Origin of the sequence: Rhodococcus sp. PvR099 (genome assembly GCF_017833315.1) — a bacterium.
Taxonomy (GTDB): Bacteria; Actinomycetota; Actinomycetes; order Mycobacteriales; family Mycobacteriaceae; genus Rhodococcus_G; species Rhodococcus_G oryzae.
On the sequence record NZ_JAFIBV010000001.1, the window covers coordinates 1,875,986 to 1,895,985 of the forward strand.

18 protein-coding genes are annotated in these 20,000 nt (G+C 69.9%); 13 read left to right on the top strand and 5 right to left on the bottom strand.

Annotated features, from left to right (window positions below; translation table 11 throughout):
- Positions 1-215 precede the first annotated feature (215 nt).
- Together JOE46_RS08590 and JOE46_RS08595 are read left to right on the top strand one after the other, a co-directional pair.
- Positions 216-1,061: an alpha/beta fold hydrolase gene (locus JOE46_RS08590; RefSeq protein WP_374102886.1), complete on the top strand. Its 846-nt coding sequence runs from the start codon at positions 216-218 to the stop codon at positions 1,059-1,061.
- Positions 1,058-1,639 (top strand): DUF4203 domain-containing protein, encoded by a 582-nt coding sequence (locus JOE46_RS08595; protein WP_097211476.1) that lies wholly within the window; start codon positions 1,058-1,060, stop codon positions 1,637-1,639. Before JOE46_RS08590 ends, JOE46_RS08595 begins: the two co-directional genes overlap by 4 nt.
- Here the strand turns inward: JOE46_RS08595 and JOE46_RS08600 are convergent.
- Together JOE46_RS08600 and JOE46_RS08605 are read right to left on the bottom strand one after the other, a co-directional pair.
- The gene (locus JOE46_RS08600; RefSeq protein WP_209926878.1) at positions 1,612-2,946 is read right to left on the bottom strand and encodes an MFS transporter; all 1,335 of its coding nucleotides are present in this window, start codon (positions 2,944-2,946) and stop codon (positions 1,612-1,614) included. The genes JOE46_RS08595 and JOE46_RS08600 overlap by 28 nt on opposite strands.
- Before the next feature lie 10 nt (positions 2,947-2,956).
- Positions 2,957-4,165 carry an amidohydrolase family protein gene (locus JOE46_RS08605; RefSeq protein ID WP_209926879.1) on the bottom strand — a complete coding sequence of 403 codons (1,209 nt, stop codon included), beginning with the start codon at positions 4,163-4,165 and terminating at the stop codon, positions 2,957-2,959.
- A gap of 62 nt (positions 4,166-4,227) precedes the next feature.
- Between JOE46_RS08605 and JOE46_RS08610 the strand changes: the two genes are divergently transcribed.
- From JOE46_RS08610 to cmrA, 4 genes are all read left to right on the top strand, one after another.
- On the top strand, positions 4,228-5,601 hold the full coding sequence (locus tag JOE46_RS08610) for a glutamine synthetase family protein (protein WP_097211478.1): 1,374 nt from the start codon (positions 4,228-4,230) through the stop codon (positions 5,599-5,601).
- 90 nt (positions 5,602-5,691) lie between these two features.
- The gene (locus tag JOE46_RS08615; RefSeq protein ID WP_077042177.1) at positions 5,692-6,219 is read left to right on the top strand and encodes a PadR family transcriptional regulator; all 528 of its coding nucleotides are present in this window, start codon (positions 5,692-5,694) and stop codon (positions 6,217-6,219) included.
- Between the two features lie 120 nt (positions 6,220-6,339).
- Positions 6,340-8,370 (top strand): NADPH-dependent 2,4-dienoyl-CoA reductase, encoded by a 2,031-nt coding sequence (locus tag JOE46_RS08620; protein WP_209926880.1) that lies wholly within the window; start codon positions 6,340-6,342, stop codon positions 8,368-8,370.
- Between the two features lie 17 nt (positions 8,371-8,387).
- Entirely contained in the window at positions 8,388-9,191 is an 804-nt protein-coding gene (gene cmrA / locus JOE46_RS08625; RefSeq protein ID WP_097211480.1) for a mycolate reductase, read from the top strand.
- Between the two features lie 263 nt (positions 9,192-9,454).
- Here the strand turns inward: cmrA and JOE46_RS08630 are convergent, their stop codons facing one another.
- The gene (locus tag JOE46_RS08630) at positions 9,455-9,682 is read right to left on the bottom strand and encodes an RGCVC family protein (RefSeq protein ID WP_245220986.1); all 228 of its coding nucleotides are present in this window, start codon (positions 9,680-9,682) and stop codon (positions 9,455-9,457) included.
- Positions 9,683-9,744: 62 nt separating this feature from the next.
- On the opposite strand from JOE46_RS08630, the gene JOE46_RS08635 reads away from it, so the two are divergent.
- The 6 genes from JOE46_RS08635 (at position 9,745) to lysA (ending at position 15,982) form a co-directional block, all read left to right on the top strand.
- Positions 9,745-10,923: an ankyrin repeat domain-containing protein gene (locus JOE46_RS08635; protein ID WP_245220987.1), complete on the top strand. Its 1,179-nt coding sequence runs from the start codon at positions 9,745-9,747 to the stop codon at positions 10,921-10,923.
- Positions 10,913-11,482: a DUF4274 domain-containing protein gene (locus JOE46_RS08640; RefSeq protein ID WP_097211482.1), complete on the top strand. Its 570-nt coding sequence runs from the start codon at positions 10,913-10,915 to the stop codon at positions 11,480-11,482. The genes JOE46_RS08635 and JOE46_RS08640 overlap by 11 nt, the downstream gene beginning before the upstream one ends.
- The gene (locus JOE46_RS08645) at positions 11,482-12,489 is read left to right on the top strand and encodes a hypothetical protein (protein WP_146179115.1); all 1,008 of its coding nucleotides are present in this window, start codon (positions 11,482-11,484) and stop codon (positions 12,487-12,489) included. The genes JOE46_RS08640 and JOE46_RS08645 overlap by 1 nt, the downstream gene beginning before the upstream one ends.
- The gene (locus JOE46_RS08650) at positions 12,482-13,345 is read left to right on the top strand and encodes a hypothetical protein (RefSeq protein WP_097211484.1); all 864 of its coding nucleotides are present in this window, start codon (positions 12,482-12,484) and stop codon (positions 13,343-13,345) included. Before JOE46_RS08645 ends, JOE46_RS08650 begins: the two co-directional genes overlap by 8 nt.
- A gap of 166 nt (positions 13,346-13,511) precedes the next feature.
- A complete protein-coding gene (locus JOE46_RS08655) occupies positions 13,512-14,534 on the top strand; it encodes a beta-ketoacyl-ACP synthase III (protein ID WP_097211485.1) in 1,023 nt (340 codons plus the stop codon).
- Between the two features lie 104 nt (positions 14,535-14,638).
- Positions 14,639-15,982, top strand: coding sequence for a diaminopimelate decarboxylase (gene lysA / locus JOE46_RS08660; protein ID WP_209926884.1), 1,344 nt, complete (start codon positions 14,639-14,641; stop codon positions 15,980-15,982).
- On the opposite strand, the gene JOE46_RS08665 is transcribed toward lysA, so the two are convergent.
- Both JOE46_RS08665 and sigJ read right to left on the bottom strand, forming a co-directional pair.
- Positions 15,979-17,169 (bottom strand): NAD(P)/FAD-dependent oxidoreductase, encoded by a 1,191-nt coding sequence (locus tag JOE46_RS08665; protein ID WP_209926886.1) that lies wholly within the window; start codon positions 17,167-17,169, stop codon positions 15,979-15,981. The two genes, lysA and JOE46_RS08665, sit on opposite strands and share 4 nt — an antisense overlap.
- A gap of 80 nt (positions 17,170-17,249) precedes the next feature.
- Positions 17,250-18,191, bottom strand: a complete 942-nt coding sequence (gene sigJ, locus JOE46_RS08670; protein ID WP_209926893.1) for an RNA polymerase sigma factor SigJ — start codon at positions 18,189-18,191, stop codon at positions 17,250-17,252.
- Positions 18,192-18,357: 166 nt separating this feature from the next.
- Between sigJ and JOE46_RS08675 the strand changes: the two genes are divergently transcribed.
- Entirely contained in the window at positions 18,358-19,992 is a 1,635-nt protein-coding gene (locus JOE46_RS08675; protein ID WP_209926896.1) for an AMP-binding protein, read from the top strand.
- Positions 19,993-20,000: the final 8 nt, after the last annotated feature.

Genomic DNA, 20,000 nt, shown 5'->3' on the forward strand with positions numbered 1-20,000 from the left:
CGGGTCACCTGGTACCAAGAGATACTTAGCATGCTTCCGGAACCGGACGAACCGGATCGGCCGATGCGCTCACCTCATCGTCACAAACCCCGGGCACACGGCCGAAGTGGGCACGATCGGGGCCGCCCACGAATGTCGCCCTTTTCGAGGCCCGAGCGGTAATCTCAGCCCATACCGGGTATGCAACGACGAGCGTTGAGGGACAAATGGATTCCGTGGACGATCGTACTCACACCGCAGTGACCGCCGGCGGACTCACCTTCGACGTCGAGGACTCCGGTCCCGCCGACGGCCCCCCGATCGTGCTGCTGCACGGCTTCCCGGAGACCTCGGCCTGCTGGCGCCCGCTGACCCCGCTGCTGACCGCGGCCGGACACCGGGTGATCGCGCCGTCGCAGCGCGGCTACTCCCCCGGCGCCCGACCGGTCGGTGTCGAGCACTATTCGATCGAACTGCTCGGCGCCGATGTGGTGGCCCTGATGGACGCCACCGGCATCGCGTCGGCACACGTGGTCGGGCACGACTGGGGTGCGGTGGTCGCCTGGTGGCTCGCCGCACACCACCCCGAACGCGTCGAGAGCCTGACCGCGGTGTCCGTTCCGCACCCGTCGGCGTTCGGCTGGGCGCTGCGCGAGGACGCGGACCAGCAGAAGCGGTCGCGCTACATCAGCGTCTTCCGGGATGGCCAGGTGGCGGAGAAGTTGCTGCTCGACGACGACGCCAAGCGCCTGCGCGCGGCGTACGGCGACCTCGATCCCGATCAGGTCGCCGAGCACGTGCGGGCCCTCACCGAGCCGGGCGCGCTGACGGCCGCGCTGTCCTGGTACCGCGCCATGCGCGCCGACTTCGGCGGCATTCCCCCGGTCCGGGTGCCCACCACCTACGTCTGGGGCTCCGCCGACGAGGCGCTCGGCCGCGCCGGCGCGGAGCGCTGCGGCGAATTCGTCGACGCCCCTTACCGTTTCGTCGAGCTCGACGGCGTCAGCCACTGGATACCGGAACAAGCACCCGACGCGCTGGCCGAAGCGGTCCTCGCGCGAATCGAAGGGAACGAAAAATGAGCGGGATCGCGGTACTCCTGGTCGGTGTCGTCCTCTGCTTCTGGGGCATCGGCTCGCTGCACGTCGCCGTGCTCGCCGCCGGCTTCGGGCTCGGCTGGCTGATCGCGGACCTGTTCAACGCCTCGCTGACGACGCTGATCCTGTTCGCGCTCATCGGCGCCGTCGCCTCGTGGGTGGTCACCACGCTGATCTTCAAGTTCTCCGCCTACTTCATCGGCGGCCTGACCGGCGCGATGGCGGGCGCGAAGCTCGCGGACGTCCTGCAGCCCGGGGACAACAACTGGGCGCTCAGCGGGATCGTGATCCTCGCGGTCGCGGTGGCGTCCGCGTTCCTCGCCGACAAGTACCGGGCCAGGGCGCTGCTGTGGCTCACCTCGATCGGCGGCGCGAGCATGATCCTGGCCGGTCTGGGACGAACCAGCGACACCCTCTCCTTCCTGCACGAACCGGAAGCCGGTTGGGAGCAGGTCACCTCGACCCTGCTCTGGATCGCGCTCGCCGCGGCCGGCTGGATCGTGCAGCGACGACTGTTCGCCGACAAGCTCAAGGTTCAGACCGACGAGGGTTCGCGGCGGTAGTCGCGCTCGGGCGCCCGCACCGGCAGCACCGCCGCCAGCCCGAGCGCCAGCACCACGAGCAGACCGACGATGCCGGCCCGATCGCTGGCGAAGAGCCACGCGAACACCCCGAACAGGGTCGGCGCCAGGAACGAGACCGCCCGGCCCGTGGTCGCGTACATGCCGAACATCTGCCCCTCCCGCCCGGTCGGGGTGATCCGCACGAGGAAGGTCCGCGACGCCGACTGCGCGGGGCCGACGAACACGCACAGCAGCAGCCCGAACACCCAGAACGCCACCGGACCCGAGACCACCAGCAGGATCCCGCCGGCCACCAGCATCGCGACGAGCGAGGCGACGATGACCGTCTTCGGCCCGAGGGTGTCGTCGAACCGCCCGGCCGCCAGCGCCGCGACCCCGGAGACCACGTTCGCGGCCACGCCGAAGAGAAGCACGTCGGAGGACGCGATGCCGTAGACATTGACCGCGAGGACCGCCCCGAAGGTGAACACCCCGGCCAGGCCGTCACGGAAGAGCGCGCTGGCAAACAGGAACCCGACGGTGCGGCGATCCGCCGTCCACAGCTCCTTGAGGTCTTGCCACAGCACACCGTAGGACGCGAAGAACCCCGCCTGGGCCGCTCCTGGATCAGCCTCCGTGCGGGGCAGCTCCGGTACCGCGACCAATACGGGAATCGCGAACGCCGCGAACCACAGTGCCGCCACCAGAGCCACCATCCGGATGTTGAATCCCCCGTCGGTGCTCAGGCCCAGCAGTCCGCGGGTGTCGCCGTCGCCGACGATGAACCCGAAGTAGCAGACCAGCAGCAATACGATGCCGCCGAAATAGCCCATCGCCCAGCCGAACCCGGACACCCTGCCCACATTCGCCGGGGTGGACACCTGGCGCAGCATCGCACTGTAGGGCACCTCGGCGAGCGTGAACAGGACCGACCCGATGCCGAGCAGGGCCAGCCCGGCCCACAGGTACTGGTACCGGTCCTCGATCAGGAACATCGCCGCCATCACGACCACCACCGCCGCCGTGAGGAACGCGAGCGAGCGTCGCCGGTGCCCGGTCGCGTCCGAGCGCTGCCCGGCGACCGGCGCCAGGACCGCGATCAGCAGGCCGGAAGCGCCGAGCGACCAGCCGAGCCACGTGCTCGCCGAGATCGAGCCCGGCAGGTCGTCGCCGACCGCGTCGGTGAGGTAGACGGAGAAGACGAACGTCACGATCACGGCGTTGAACGCGGCCGAGCCCCAGTCCCACAGCCCCCACGCGAAGACCTGCTTGCGGGTGACGCCGGTACCGATCGCCTCGGGGCCCATGACCGCGAGCCTAGGCGAGCGAACCGCGTCCGGCTCCCCCGTCGTCGAGACCGTATGCGCGGCGGGCGTTCTCCGCGGCGATCAGGTACGCGATCCGCTCGGCGTCCCGCTCGGACCAGGCATCGCCATCGACTCCCGCCGCCAGGAAGTCCGACAGCGCGCGGCGGAACAGCATGGCGCTGACGTGGAACAGCTCCGGCAGCCCGTAGCCGTCGGAGGAGAACAGCACCGAACCGAAGGGCGCGAGTTCGAGCAGTTCGGCCACCACCTGTCCGGCCCGGCTCCCGACGTTCTGCACCGCGAGGCCGACATCGACAAAGACATGGTCGAACACCTGCGCCAGGCAGCCCGCGTTCCGATGAAAGGGGTAGGTGTGCAGCAGCATGATCGGTACCCCGCGACCGGCCGTTGCCCGCAGCAGCGGCGCCAGCAGCAGCGGATCGCAGCGGCCGAGATCCGCATCGGCATCGCCGAATCCGGTGTGGAACTGGATCGGCCGGCCGAGATCGACGGCGGTCCAGATCAGGAACCTGATCAGGGTCTCGTCGGCCATCCGGATCGGCGCGCCCCGCTCGATCCCGGCAGCCCACCGTGCAGCCGCGGCGGCCACCTGGTTCGTGGGCGGACGCTCCGGGGCCAGATCCAGACCGACCCGATACGCGGCGATCGACTTGAAGCCGATCGAGGTCGCCGCCGCGGCCGCCAGACGGTCCCGGCAGGCCTCGACGAAATCGCCAGCGCCATGGACGGCGATCACCCGCTCCGCGACCGATTCGAGCCGGACGATCTCCCGCGCCGAGGCCCCGGCACAGGCGGCCAGCTCGTCCGGCGAGGTCAGTCCGTCGGGCCGAAAGCCGGTGTCCACGAAGAACTCGGAGATCCCCGCGCCCCGAAACAGCCGCCGGGCCACCTCGACGGGGCCGAGCTCGGCGCGGCGCGCGAGGTAGTCGTCGGCGGGCGCGTGCGGCGGCAGGTCGAGCACGGGGCCGCACAGGCGCCGGACCGCGAGCCCGACCTGGGTGTCGAACAGCGTCCCGTGCCAGCGACCGGGCGCATCGGCCTCACAGAGCAGCGATTCGAACCCGGCCCGGTCGAGTGGGCCCCGCACGATCCCGTGGCAGTGGTGGTCGACGAGCGCGATCTGTCCGACGAGCTCCTCCAGGCGCCGTTCGCCCGGTCTCGATGGCCGCGCCGACGTATCGTCTGAGGATCGTGCCATGACCGCCATTCTGCCGCTGAACGGCAATCGCCGCTGATCAGAGACCGCGCGAAGGAGCCGCAATGGACCGGGACGAGCGTGAGCGGCGGGCCGCGGAGGCCGGCCCGGTGGCGGCGCGGCTGGCCGATCAGGGCGTGGTCGGGGTGGCGCTCACGTGGGTCGACAACAGCGGGATCACCCGGACGAAGGCGGTCCCGGTCGATCGGCTGGCGAACGCCGCGGCCTGGGGCGTCGGCGCGTCGCCGGTGTTCGACGCGTTCGCGACCGACGATTCGATCATCGCGGGCCGCTGCGCGGGTGGGCCCGTTGGCGACCTGCGGCTGCTGCCGGACCTGAACCGGACCGTCGCACTCGCCGCGCAGCCCGGCTGGGCGTGGGCGCCCGCCGACCGCTACACGCAGGACGGTACTCCGCACCCGCAGGATGCCAGGGACGTCACCCGTCGCGCGGTCACGGCACTGGCCGACGCCGGCCTGACCGCGAAGTCCGCGATCGAGGTGGAATGGACCCTCGGGCTCGACCAGGACGACTTCGTGCCCGCCACCCGTGGGCCCGCCTACGGGTTCACCCGTCTCGTCGAACACTCGGACTACCTGGCCGACCTGCTCACCGCGCTGCGCGAACAGGGCGTCGCGGTGGAGCAGATCCACCCCGAGTACGCGGCCGGGCAGTACGAGCTGTCCGTGGCCGCCGAGGATCCGCTCGGCGCCGCCGACACCTTCGTGCTGGTACGCGAGACGATCCGGGCGCTGAGCGCCGACCGGGGCCTGCGCGCCTCCTTCTCCCCGAAGGTGGTCGCCGACGGCGTCGGGAACGGCGGCCACGTGCACCTGTCCATCTGGCGCGGCGGGGTGAACCTGCACGACGGCGGCGACGGGCCCTGCGGCATGACGGACGCCGCGGAGTCCTTCGCGGCGGGCATCCTGCACCGGCTGCCCGCCCTGCTCGCCGTCGGCGCACCCTCGGTCGCGAGCTACCTGCGGCTCGTTCCCGGCCACTGGGCGGCCCCGTTCCAGGCGTGCGGCCACGAGAACCGCGAGACCGCGCTGCGCCTGATCACGGGCAGCCGCGGCGAGGAGAGCCGCGCGGCCAACCTGGAGGTCAAGGTCCTCGACCAGTCGGCCAACCCGTACCTGTGCATCGCCGCGCTGATCTTCGCCGGCCTGGCCGGGCTCGCCGAGCGCTCACACCTGCCCGGGCTGGTGGACGTCGACCCGGCCGGGCTGAGCGAGGACGAGCGGGCCCGGCTCGGAATCCGCGCGCTACCGGGCACGCTCACCGAGGCCACCGACGCGTTCGAGGCCGACGCCGTGCTGGGGGCGGCGCTCGGGCCGGAGCTCGCGGCCACCGTCGCCGACCTCCGACGCGCCGAGGTGGCACGCTTCGCCGACTCGAGCCCCCGGGAGATCGTGGCCGCGCTCCGCTGGGTCTTCTGACCGTCTCGGGCCGGCGTTCGCCGGCAGGAATCAACTGCGTGGATATGAACTCAGTTGCATAGTCTCCTCGTTGCATAGATACTCGATCCCGTGGCACTCGAACATGCGCTGTTGGTCTCGCTCTCCGAACATTCCGGGTCGGGATACGAGCTCGCGCGTCGATTCGACAAGTCCATCGGCTACTTCTGGAACGCCAGCCACCAGCAGATCTACCGCGTGCTCAAGCGGATGGACGAGGCCGGCTGGGTGGACGGCGAGACCGTCGGCCAGGACGGCCGCCCGGACAAGAGGGTCTACCGCGTCAGCGACGCCGGCCGCGCCGAGCTGCGGCGGTGGATCGCGGAACCGACCGAGGCCGGGAACCTGCGCAACGAGCTGGCGGTGAAGATCCGCGCCGCATCCTTCGGCGACCTCGACGACGTGCGCGCCGAGGTCGGCAGGCACCGCGACGACCACGCCCGGCGGCTCGAGGTCTACCGACTGATCGAGAAGCGCGACTTCCCCGCACCCGACCGGCTGTCCGGCACCGACCTGCACCAGTACCTGGTCCTGCGTGGCGGCATCCGCGTCGAGGAGGGCTTCACCGCCTGGTGCCAGGAGGTGCTCGATGCGCTGTGACCCCTGGTCGCTCCGCGGGCTCCGCTCCCGCGCCCCCTGGTCGCTCCGCGGGCTCCGCTCCCGCGCCCCTGACCCCGACCCCACCACTCCAGCCCGAGTCCGACCCGAAAGGCCGCCCACGTGAGCAACCCGTACCCGAACCTGTTGTCCCCGTTGGACCTGGGCTTCACCACGCTCCGCAATCGCGTGGTGATGGGCTCGATGCACACCGGGCTCGAGGACCGGACTCGCGACATCCCGAAGCTCGCCGCGTATTTCGCCGAGCGGGCCCGCGGCGGCGTCGGCCTCATCATCACCGGCGGCTACGCACCGAACCGCACCGGCTGGCTGCTGCCCCTCGGGGCCAAACTCACCACCCGCAAGGCCGCGAAGCTGCACCGCGAGGTCACCGACGCCGTGCACGCCGAGGGCGGCAAGATCGCCCTGCAGATCCTGCACGCGGGCCGGTACTCCTACCAGCCGCTGAGCGTGTCGGCCTCCTCGATCAAGGCCCCCATCAACCCCTTCCGGCCCCGGGCGCTGACCGGCCGCGGCGTCGAGAGCACCATCGACGACTACGTGCGCTGCGCGGAGCTCGCCCAGTCCGCCGGCTACGACGGCGTCGAGATCATGGGCGGCGAGGGGTACTTCATCAACCAGTTCCTCGCGGCCCGCACCAACAAGCGCACGGACAAGTGGGGCGGCAGCGCCGAGAACCGGCGTCGCTTGGCGGTCGAGATCGTGCGGCGCACCCGCGCGGCGGTGGGGCCGAACTTCATCATCGTCTTCCGGCTGTCCATGGCCGATCTCGTGGAGAAGGGCCAGACCTGGGACGAGATCTCAGCCCTGGCAAACGAACTCGAGGATGCCGGCACCACGATCATCAACACCGACATCGGCTGGCACGAATCTCGGGTGCCCACCATCGTCACCTCCGTACCGCGGGCCGCATTCGTCGAGTTCACCGCCAAGGTCGCCGCGGCCGTGTCGATCCCGGTCTGCGCGTCGAACCGGATCAACATGCCGGAGGTAGCCGAGGAGATCCTCACCCGCGGCGACGCCGAGCTGATCTCGATGGCCCGGCCGATGCTCGCCGATCCCGACTGGGTCCGCAAAGCCGAGACCGATCGCAGCGACGAGATCAACACCTGCATCGCGTGTAACCAGGCCTGTCTCGATCACGCATTCGTCCGCAAGAACGTGTCCTGCCTGCTCAACCCCCGCGCAGGCCGCGAGACCGAGCTGGTGCTTGCACCGACGAGGCGGGCGAAGAGCGTGGCCGTCGTCGGCGCCGGACCCGCGGGCCTGGCCGCGGCCGTCGGACTCGCCCAGCGCGGCCACACCGTCGAACTCTTCGAGGCCGGCGCCGAGATCGGCGGCCAGTTCGGCATCGCCCGGCGGATCCCCGGCAAGGAGGAGTTCGCCGAGACGATCCGCTACTACACCCGGCAGCTGGAACTGAACGGCGTGAAGGTGCACCTGGGCACCAGGGTCGATGCAGGCCGCCTCGCGGAGGGCGGGTACGACGAGGTGGTCCTCGCCACCGGCGTCACCCCGCGGATTCCGAGCATCCCCGGCATCGACCACGCCAGCGTGCTCTCGTATGCCGAACTGGTCCGTGACGGCAGGCCGGTGGGCGACCGCGTCGCGGTGATCGGCGCGGGCGGCATCGGCGTCGATGTCTCCGAGTACCTCACCCACGCCAGCTCCCCCACCCTCGACCTGGACGAGTGGAAGCGGGAGTGGGGCGTCACCGAGTCCGACACCGCACCAGGCTCGCTCACCGCGCCCACGACCGAGCCGTCGCCGCGGGAGGTGTACCTGCTCCAGCGCAAGCCCGGCCAGATCGGCGCACGACTCGGCAAGACCTCCGGCTGGGTGCACCGGGCCGCCATGAAGAAGAAGGGCGTGCACCAGCTCTCGGGTGTGAACTACGAGCGGATCGACGACGAGGGGCTGCACATCACCTTCGGCGAGAAGCGCGAACGGGCGCAGGTCCTCGCCGTCGACAACGTGGTGATCTGCGCGGGTCAGGAATCGGTGCGTGAGCTCGAAGGCGACCTGGCCTCGGCCGGGGTGACCACGCACGTGATCGGCGGGGCGGACGTCGCGGCCGAACTGGACGCCAAGCGGGCCATCGAGCAGGGCACCCGCCTCGCGGCGGCGATCTGACCCGCTAGCCTGAGCCCGTGAGCCTGCCTACCCCCACCCCTGATTCCCGCGCGGTCGTGACCGGCGCCTCCTCCGGCATCGGCGAGGCGCTGGCCACCGACCTGGCCGCGCGCGGATACTCGCTGATCCTGGTGGCCCGTCGCGGCGACCTGCTCGACGCGCTGGCGGCGAAGCTGACCGCGGCGCACGGCGTCGAGGTCGAGGTCCGCGCGGTCGACCTGTCCGATCGGGACCAGCGCGGGGGCCTCGTCGACGAGCTAGCCGAACGCCCGATCAGCATCCTGTGCAACAACGCCGGGATCGCCACGTTCGGCCCGGTGTCCGAGCTGGACCCCGCCTACGAGCGGGCCCAGGTCGAGCTCAATGCCGTTGCCGTGCACGACCTCACGCTTGCCGTGCTGCCCGGAATGCTCGCGCGGGACTCCGGCGGCATCCTGATGGTCGGATCGGCGGCGGGCAACATGCCGATCCCGAACAACGCCACCTACGCGGCCACCAAGGCGTTCGTGAACACCTTCTCCGAGTCGCTGCGCGGTGAGCTCACCGGCACCGGCGTGCACGTCACCCTGCTCGCACCGGGCCCGGTGCGTACGGAGATCCCGGACCCGGCGGAGGCCTCGATCGTCGACAAGCTGGTCCCCGATTTCTTCTGGATCTCCAGCGAGTACACCGCCAAGTTGTCGCTGGACTCCCTCGCGAAGAACAAGATGCGCGTGGTGCCGGGCATCCTGAGCAAGGGCATGTCGGTGGCGGGCCAGTACAGCCCGCGCGCGGTGGTCGCGCCGATCGTCGGCACTTTCTACAAGAAGCTGGGCGGCTAGGGGCCTGCGGCCAGGAGCTTGTGGAAACACAGCGCTTTCACAAGATAGCTAGGCTAAGTTCTTGGCTACGCCGGACAATCGGCGATGAGGAAAGTCGGAGGACACCGTGGAATTTGTTGGCTCTGTCGCCGGTATTGCGCAAATGGTCATCGGCACCATCCTCGCCAACACCGGATCGGGCGGTTCCGGGTCCGGCTGGTGAACGCACGACCGGATTCGGCTCGCTGCCCGCGAGCCGAATCCGGTCGAAGGCGATTTCTCGTTCAGTACCGCGTGTAATGCTGCCCGATCACCTGTTCACCGGCACAGATGCACTTCCGCTCGAGGTGACGGTCCGTGGTCGCGGCGCAGAACCGGATACCGAGCGCATCGTGGGACTCCAGGCTGTGTGGGCACGCCGGGCAGGAGGGCGACGATTCCAGCGCCTGAGCAGGGTCGGGAGACGCAGAATCTGCTTGAGAATTCGACACATCGGTCGGGTTCGACGCCATGGCGGCGCTCCAGTTCTCGGCCCTTCGCCTGCGGACCGGTTGAGCGCCGAGGACGACATGGCTTGACCGCGCATATACGAATTGCCCTCGACATCCACGACGCTACTCTTCCCCGCCTGCCGCTCGGGTTCCGCCCGATGATCAACTACCCGGGCAGATGGACCCGATACAAGGAGGCCCTCGTGGCGAAGCGCAGGACCCTGCCGAAGGATTTCGACGAGAAGCTGAAGACCGAATCGCTTGACGATCTGAAGGCGGTGTTCGACAAGTCGATGCTCGATGCTCGCGGCGGATCCAGCAAGCAGACCGCCATCGGATTCGTCGGGTGCCCGGACGAGCTGATCATCTGGCTGGTCGAGCAGGGACTCGATGTCGACGCCGCGGACCTCTATGAGGACACCCCACTCTGGACGAGAGCATCGAGGGGTCGCGCGGAGCAGATCCCGCTCCTGCTGTCGCTCGGGGCGGACATCCAACGACCGAGCCGGTATGGCGAGTCGCCCCTGCACGCCGCCGCGGGAGGCCAACGCCCCGACGCGACGCGGGTGCTGCTCGAACACGGCGCCGATGCCCGCGCTCTGAACGGCGCGGGCGAGACCCCGATGCTGCATGGTCTTCGTCGGACGCGGAACTTCGTCATCCCTGGCATGGCCCGGGTCGCGAAGCTGCTCCTCGACGCCGGCGATCCCGTCACCGAGGAGATGCGGGCCGCGGCGACCCGGATCGGCACCGAGTTCGAGTTCCACCGGGACAGCTTCAACCCCGACTTCCTCGACGAGACCGACGCCGGCCTCACGGAGCTCTACCGGTTGTTCGGCGTCACGCCCGTTGCCGGGCGTCGGCGGCACGACGGCGTCTCGCCGATCGCGGTTCCCACGGGCGCGTGGCAGGACCAGCATCAGGCGCTCTGGGAGTTGCTGGTGCCGTCGAACGGCCCTGCGACGACCGTGCAGGGCGAGGTGGTCCGCCTCACCGGACGGATCGCGCGGGAGATCCTCGACGACGGCAGCCCGAACTGGGGCCGCGACTTCAGGCACATGCTCGCCGCGCTGCCCGAGCACTACGCGAGCGGCACCCCGCTCCCGGCCGGCGAACTGCAGGAGGCCCAAAGCCTCTCGCGGGCCTTGAAATCCGGCGACGGGGATGACGCGCAGGTGTATCGCCTGAGCGAACTCGCGGTCGCGTGGGTCGCATCGAATCCGACACCGGTCCCGCTGGGGAAGGTGAACTATGGGCGTTGACTTCGACGAGCTGGAGCTGCGCCTGATGCGCGAGTTCCTGGAGAGTGCGTCCGCGACCGAGTGGTTGGTGACGGCACTCGCGATGAACTACGACGGCAAGTCCGACCTGATCGCATGGATGGCCGCGCATCCGAAGCTCGATCGTGCCACCGCGGCGGCCTTGTACTGGTACTCCCAGCCGGGTTACTACCAGAGGTTCCGCAGCGAGGCCGATGTGCCGTCGGTCAATCGCGCGGGATGGGCGAATGTGCATGTGCTGCAGGACCGTGTCGTCTCCGGCACGGTGGCGGGCGCCGGTGCGTCGTTCGACCCGGCGAACGACCTCTCGACTCCGACCGGGAACCCGAGGCATCCCGGCCAGGACTGGACGGCGGAAGCGCTGGGCGCACACGACGATCCGGGATGGTTGATCCCGGATGTGATGTTCGAGTCCGTCACCGGAGACGCCGTCGACATCCGCGGATACGTGGAGTCCAACGGATGGGACGAGGGTATGCCGCCCACTGTGCTCGAAGAACTTGAAGCTGCATGGCAGGCCGAAGGTGAGGACGACGAATGATGACCTGCTATGCGGAAGTCGAGAACGCCGTTCGTGAGTGTGCAACCCACGCTACGGCCCAGGCGCAGGCCGAGTTCGGGCTCGCGGTCACGCGGGAACTCCTCACAGCGGATGGCGTGGCTGCGGCGGCGGCCGCCGAGCTGACGGAGGCCGGGGCACGCGCCGTCAGCGCGGCGGCCGACGGAGCGGGTACGGCCTCTGCCGAGCAGCTTCGGGTATGGATCGGGGAGATCGACGAGGGCGATCTGTCGGATGGCGACATGGATCCGGATCTCCTGCGCGCGATCACCGCGCTGGAGGCGTGGGCCGCTTATCTGGAGGAACGATCGCCGGAGCGGATCGCCGCACTGGGCATCGCGCTGCTCGAGCAGGCGGACTTCGAGGCGAGTGGGGCGCCGTTGGATGACTTCCTGGCGCCGCCCGAGACTCGGCAGGCGTACGAGCGGATTCGTGCGGCGCTCACCGAGCCGGCGATGCACGGAAGCGAGCCACGGGCCGTGTGGGAGAACAGCATCACGATCGATGCTGTGGACAAGGCGGCTGTCCGGCGGGCCTTCGTCGCTGCGGCGGTGTCGCGTCGCCTGCGGATCGCAGGCGCGATCGCGCTCCCGATCGCGCTGGTCGTCGGCATCGTGTCGGCGGTGTCGGGTCGCCCGGTCGGAGCGTTCGCATTCGGGGTGATCGCAGCCCTCATGCTGCTGCTTGTCGTCTTCGGGGTCATCCTTCGTCGCGTTGCCACGAAGGCAATCGAAGACGGCATGGGTGTCGGATCGCGACTCACGGTGCGGATCGACGCGGACGGGCTGGGGTTGGACGGCGGGTTCGGATCATCGCGCGCCCCGTGGAATTCGCTCTCCAGCGCGGTGCGCATCAAGGGCACCATCGTGTTTCGGAACATGGCGGGGAAGGCGGCGTTCTTCGTGCCGGGTCGCGCGCTCGACGACACCGCACTTGCACTGGCCGAGAAGTACATCAAGCGGGATCGGACAAGGACCGGAGATGAGTGACGAGGGCGGCCGCGATCAGGCGTGGCGGGACGAGCTGATCCGCCTGGGCGGCAGCATCCATCAGGACGAGGCGGAGCCGCTCAGCGATGACGAGGACGCCGTCCAGCAGGCAGGCATCGACCGGTACCTCGCGATGCTCGACGCCCTCGACGGGCGGGCGATCGATCCGGAAACCATCGAGGCGATCCTGTGGTCGTTGCACCCGCTCGACGACTACGGCATCTACGAGGCCGCCTACGGCGTTCTCTCGCAAGCCGATCCGACAACGGCTGGTGCCGCCACCGCCCGGGTGCTGCCGAACTGGCTGGAGTCGCGCGGGGATCACCACAGCATCCGCACCGGCTCGATGTTCGTCACGGGTGCCGAGGACGCGAGCGGCGCGTTCCTCACGGCGACCGATACCTGGGGCGATGCGCAGCGAGCGCTCGTGCGCCGAACGGTCGGCCGCTGGGTCCGTGACGACGAACAGTGGGAACCGATCCACGAGGCACTCGGCGGCACGAACAGGAAGCCGGTGCTCGATCCGATCCCGGACGACTGGCCCGAGGACTGGAGATCCGCGGCCGAGGCGTTCCGCGAGAGCGGTCGGGTCGATCGCGCCTGGACGAACGAGAAGGACTTCCCGAGCAACTTCGACCGCGTGTTCGCGATCATGGAGCTCGGCCACGGCGCGCGCTGGCGGGAGGTGCCCGACTTCCTCAACGCGCTGCTCATGCGTCGGAGGAACGAACTCCCGAAGTTCATCGGTGCGCTCGCCGCGCTCGCTGACGATCGCCGCGAACGGATCGTCATGGCCGTCGATGCCGCGCGCCCGGACACCGCCGAGTACCTGCGCGGGCTCTTGGAGGAGCGATGAGGGCCGTTGATGCCCTCGACGACCTCGCGGTTGGCGCGGAACGGGCCACCATCTAGGAGACACCCTCTAGGGTGCGATCGATGCCCCCTAGGGTGCCTATCGTCTGGCCCGGCCAGGACCCATGCTGAAGCGGCAAGGCAACATCCGCCGCATCAGGAGATGAACGATGGCCGCCCCGATCACCGCCACCACCGGCTCACCACACAGCGCCATCCTCGGCCTCGGGGTGTACCGGCCGTCCCGCATCGTCGACAACGCCGAGATCTGTCAGAGCATCGATTCCAGCGACGAGTGGATCCAGACCCGCTCCGGGATCAAGACGCGTCGGTTCGCCGGGCCGGAGGAGTCGATCCTCGAGATGTCCGTCGCGGCGGGACACCGGGCTCTGGCGTCGTCGAGGGTTGCGCCCGAGCGGATCGGCTGCGTGATCGTCGCGACGTCGACCTACCTGTACCAATCGCCCGCCGTCGCCCCGCAGATCGCGCACCGGCTCGGTGTCTACGGGGCCGCCTTCGACGTCTCGGCCGGGTGCGCCGGCTTCTGTCATTCGCTGGCGGTCGCCTCCGACATGGTCCGCGGCGGCAGCGCGGAGCACGTCCTGGTCATCGGCGTCGAGCGGATGAGCGAGTGCCTCGACCTGACCGATCGGACCACCGCGTTCATCTTCTCCGACGGCGCCGGGGCCGTGGTGGTGGGACCGTCGCAGACTCCAGGGATCGGACCGGTCGAGTGGGGCTCGGACGGGTCGCAGGCGAACGTGATCTGCCAGGCCCCGTCCTGGGACGTATACCGCGACAATCCCACCGGCCCGCGGCCGACCGTCAAGCTGGACGGGATGGCCGTGTTCCGTTGGGCGGCATTCGAGATGGAGAAGGTCGCCAGGGCCGCGCTGGACCGGGCGGGCGTCGTGCCCGAGCAGCTGGACGCCTTCGTCCCCCACCAGGCGAACCTCCGGATCACCGACATCATCGCCAAGCGGCTGGGCCTCTCGCCCGATGCCGCGGTCGCGCGCGACATCGTCGAATCCGGGAACACGTCGGCGGCGTCGGTCCCGCTGGCGATGGACACGCTGCTCCGGTCCGGCGAGGCCCCCGCGGGCGGCACGGCCCTGCTGATCGCGTTCGGGGCCGGGCTGTCCTACGCCGCGCAGGTGGTCAGGTTGCCTGCGAACGCCGATTCGTCAGGATGACGTCAAGCCGTGACGGGTCGGCGTCAAGGTCGCGTCAGGGGCCGCGTCCACGCGCCCGAACGCGAGTACTCCGGAGGGTGAACCACCACCCCTAGGAGAACCCGGTGACCCTTCTCGACATCTTCCCGTCGCTCCGCTCCGCCATGTCCCCGCGGCTCGATCCCGCGGTGTGGCCGATCAACACCCACCACGACGAGCAGGGCCGGATCACCGTCGGCGGCGTCGCGTTGTCGGATATCGCCGACCAGTACGGAACGCCGAGCTACGTGATCGACGAGCTGGACGTCCGGCACCGCTGTCGCACCTACCGCGAGATCTTCCCTGAGGCCGAGATCGCGTACGCCGGAAAAGCGCTGATGACCAGGGCGCTCGCCTCCTGGGTGAGCCAGGAGGGGCTGGCCCTGGACGTGTGCTCGGCCGGGGAACTGGCCATCGCCCTCTCGGCGGGCGTCGACGCGCGCCGGATCATCATGCACGGCAACGCCAAGACCCCCGCCGAACTCACCGCCGCCCTCGACGCGGGCGTCGGCCGCATCGTCATCGACTCGCACACCGAGATCGCGGTCCTCGGCTCGGCGCTCGACCACAAGCAGGACGTGCTGGTCCGGGTCACCCCGGACATCGACGTGCACGGTCACCGCGCGGTCCGCACCGGTGTGGCGGACCAGAAGTTCGGGTTCCCCATCGATCACGGCCAGGCGGACGCCGCAATCGCGCGGGTACTCGACCAGCAACACCTGAACCTGATCGGCCTGCACTGCCACCTGGGGTCGCAGATCACCGATCCCGAGCACTTCGGCGCCGCGGTGCACCGGATGATCGCCCAGATGGCTCAGGTGTACCACGATCACGGACTGATCCTGACCGAGCTCAATCTCGGTGGCGGCCACGCGGTCTCGTACGGATTCGACGACATGCCCCTTGACCTCACCCTGCTCGCCGCGACCATCGAGGACGCGCTCGACGAGGCCTGCGCGCGGCACCGGTTCCCGCGGCCGCGGATCACCCTCGAACCGGGCCGTGCCATCGTCGGCAGGTCGGGCGTGACGGTGTACCGGGTCGTGTCCGTCAAGCACATCGAGGGCGGGCGCACCTTCGTCTGCGTCGACGGCGGCATGAGCGACAACCCCCGCGTCTGCCTCTATGCGGCCAGGTACAGCGTCGCCCTCGCCAACCGGCATCCGGTGGGCGCCCAGATACCGGTCACGGTCGCGGGTCGACACTGCGAATCCGGTGACGAGCTGGCCGTCGACGTCGCCATGGCCGCGGACGTGCGCCCAGGCGATGTGCTGGCGATCCCCGGCACCGGCGCCTACCACCACGGCCTCGCGTCCAACTACAACTCGGTGGGCAGGCCGCCGATCATCGCGGTGTGCAACGGCTCGGCGCGCGAACTGATCCGTCGCGAGACGATCGACGACCTGCTCCGAAGGGAATCCTCGCTCTAGCCGCGTCGCGGGGTGACGAGGCCGGACTCCGCTACGCCGGTTGCCGCAACGTGCCGGCGGCGGCTCGGCATCAGCAGGGTCGGATGACCGATGCCCCAGGCCGCGCCCGAGCAGACGAGCTCCTTGATGCATGCGGCGGCCCTGCCCGTGATCGCGGTGGGCTTGGCCTGGTCATCGGGAGTCACGGGCTGGATGATTCCGTCGCGGCGCCCCAGGCTGATGCACTGGAAGTTGTAGCCGATCGTGGTCTCGGGGACCTCGCGACCGGTCAAACGTGCGGCGAGGGCATCGGCGGCCTGCCACGCCGTCGGACCGCCCGAGGCGCAGGACATCCGCAGTGGCTTACCGCCCGCACCCTCGGCGAGCACAGCGTCGCCGACGGCGTAGACATCGGGGTGCGAGACCGAGCGCATGCTGCGGTCGACCACGATCTGTCCGTTGCCGGACACCTGGAGTGCGGTGGCAGCCGCGAGCGGATGCGCGGCGAAACCCGTTGTCCACACGGTCATATCGGCCGGGATCTCCCTTGCGGCACCGTCGATCACGGCGCCGGCGGTGACGCGTGTGATGTCGATGTGGTCGTGGACCGTGATGCCGAGCCGGTCGAACGTGCCGCACAGATGACGCTGGGCCTTCTCACTCAGCCAGTCGCCGACGCCTCCGCGAGCGGCGATCGAGATCGCGAGATCCGGGCGGGTCTCGGCGATCTCGGTGGCGGCCTCGATGCCGGTCAGGCCGCCGCCGACGACCACGACCGTTGCGCCCGGGGACAATTCGTTCAGCCGCGCGCGCAGCCGCAACGCGGCCTGCTTGCCCGCGACGCTGTGGGCGTGCTCCGAAACACCGGGGACGCCGTGGTCGGCGCCGACGCTCCCCAGGGCGTAGACGAGGCTGTCGTAGCCGAGGGAATCGCCGCCGTCGAGATCGACGGTCTTGCGATCGACGTCGACCGCGGTGACCAGCGCGGTCACGACCTGCACGCCGGTGCCGGCGAAGTACTCGCGCAGCGGGCGGGGGCGCAGATCCTGACCGGCCGCGAGTTGGTGCATGCGCACCCGTTCGACGAAGTCGGGGTCGGCATTGACGAGGGTGATCAGGGCGTCGTCGCTGTGCAGTCGCTTGGCGAGACGGCCGGCGGCGGTGGCTCCGGCGTACCCGGCTCCGAGGACGACAATGCGGTGCTTCATGGCTCGCTCCTATCGGTGTGGACTCACCTCATGAACCGGATAGGCGCGCGATCCCTGACACGAACGCTATGTGATGTGGGTCACCACGTCACAGCGAGCGGGCTGTGCGGACCCTCCGCCTCCCACTGGCGCGTGATGCGGCCCAGCTTCTCGGGGTTGACCTGGATGTGGACCGCCGCGATGCCGTCCGGAGTGACGTCGAGGGCGAAGACGGCGAAGACCCGCTCACCGACCTGCGCCAACACACCGGGACCACCGTTGACCACGCAGGCATAGAACACCGGATCGCCACCGACATAGCGGCGCTTGGCGTCGGTCAGACGGAAGACGTGGCTCAGGTAGCGCGCGATCTCGAGCGCACCGAGGACCGGCGTCTTGCGGGCCGGGATCCGGCCACCGCCGTCGGCCACGCCGACCGCGTCGTCGGCGAGCATCCGGATCAGCGGATCGGTGTCGCCGCTGAGGACCGCGGCGAGGAATTCCTCGACGATCCGCCGAGTGGCGGCCTCGTCGACCGTGGCGCGGGAACGCCCGGTGACGTGCTGCTTGGCCCGCCGGTAGATCTGCTGACAGTTCGACTCGCTGAGGCCGAGGATCTCGGCGATCTCGCGGTGGGAGTAGCCGAACGCCTCGCGCAGCACGTAGACAACGCGCTCGTTGGGCGAGAGGCGCTCCATGAGCAGGAGCATCGCGAGGGAGACCGACTCGCGCTGCTCGGCGGTGTCGGCCGGACCGAGCATCCGGTCTCCGGCGAGCACCGGCTCGGGGAGCCACTGTCCCACATAGGTTTCCCGCCGGGCCCTGGCCGAGGTGAGCTGATTGAGACAGAGATTGGTGAGCACCTTCGTCAGCCACGCCTCGGGCGTCTCGATCCGGTCCCGGTCCGCCGCGTGCCAGCGCAGGTAGGCCTCCTGCACCGCGTCCTCGGCGTCACCGGCCGACCCGAGCAGCCGGTAGGCGATCGCCTCCAGGCGACCCCGGGAGGCTTCGAACAGGTCGGCCTCGTCGGCACTGAGTGTCATCGCCCCATGGTCGGCCATGCGCGCGGACGGTGTCCACCCGCCGGCCATCGGTCACCCACACGAGCAGTCGGGCACACGCCCATTGGCACGATCCTTACCGCCGAGTAAGTTACCGGGGGGCTGTGGCCGTCGCCATAAGACCCCAGATCGAGGAGGAACCGCCGAGATGCCGAGCGTTACCGGAGCAACCGACCTACTCAAGGGACTCGTCCCCGTCACCAAGGCGGGCATCGTCGGCCCGATGGGCCCGAGCAGGCTCGCCGGCGTCGTCTCTGCCTGGTACCAGTGGGACTTCACCGCGGGCGGCCTGCTCGCGGTGGCCGCGCGCCGCGACGGCGACCGGATCGCCGTCATCGACGACCGGGGGCCGATCAGCTACCGGCAGCTCGATGAGGACGCCCACGCGCTCGCCGCCGCGCTGCACGGGCGTGGGCTGCGCGAACGCGGGCGGATCGGCATCCTGGCCCGCAACCACCGCGGCTTCCTGATCGCGATGGGCGCGTCCGCACGGCTCGGCACCGACCTGGTGCTGCTGAACACCGGGGCCTCGACCACCCAGCTCGCCGAGGTGCTTGCGGAACAGAAGATCGACTGGCTGCTGGTCGATTCCGAGTTCACCCCGCTGCTGACGGACACGGCCCCCAGCGTCGCGGTGTTCGCCGACGCGGAGCCCGTGGAGGCTGCGAAGGCCTCGGACCTGGTGGGCTTCGAGGATTTGCTCGTGGACGGGCGGCGGAGCACCGCGCCGCTGGCCCGCCGTCCGAGGCGCGGCCGGATCGTCGTCCTCACCTCAGGCACGACGGGCACGCCCAAGGGCGCAAACCGGCCGGAACCGCGCAGCTGGATGCCCGCGTCCGCCCTGCTCTCGCGGCTGCCCCTGCGCAGCGCCGAGACCACGGTCGTCGCATCGCCGATCTTCCACACCTGGGGCCTGGCCGCCGCTCAGGTCGGCCTTGCCCTGCGCTCGACCATGGTGCTCACCCGCCGATTCGACCCGGCAGGCACCGTGGCCCAGGTCGCCGCACACCGGGCCACCGCGCTGTGGGTGGTTCCGACGATGTTGCAGCGGATCACCGACCTGCCTGCCGGTGATCGGGACGTCGATCTCTCCACGCTGCGGGTGATCGCGGCCAGCGGCTCGGCGATCCCGACCGGGGTGGTGCACAAGACCTTCGAGGTGTTCGGGTCCGTGCTGTACAACTTCTACGGCTCCACGGAGGTGAGCTGGGCGTCGATCGCGCAGCCGCACGAGCTGCGTGAGCACCCCACCACCGCCGGCCGTCCCCCACTCGGGACCGTGGTGCGGATCCTCGACGATCGCGGCCACGAGGTGCCGCACGGCACCGTCGGCCGTGTCTTCGTCGGCAACGGAATGCTGTTCGAGGGCTACACCCGCAGCGGGAGCGAGAAGGAGATCAGCGGCGGGCTGATGTCCACCGGCGACCTGGGGCACTTCGACCCGACCGGTCTGCTGTTCCTCGACGGACGCAGCGACGACATGATCGTCTCGGGCGGCGAGAACGTCTACCCGCGCGAGGTCGAGAACCTGCTCAGCGAGCTGCCCGGGGTGCTGGAGAACGCGGTCGTCGGCATCGACGATCCGGAGTTCGGCGCGCGGCTGGCCGCCTACGTGGTGCGCACCGACGACCCCGACGGCGCGGGCCTGACGGAAGACGGGATCAAGTCGCACGTGAAGGCGCACCTCGCCCGGCACTGCGTCCCGCGCGAGGTCGCGTTCCTCGACGAACTCCCCCGCAATCCGGCGGGCAAGGTAGTTCCCCGCTTGCTCCCGAAGGGCTAGGCGGCTGC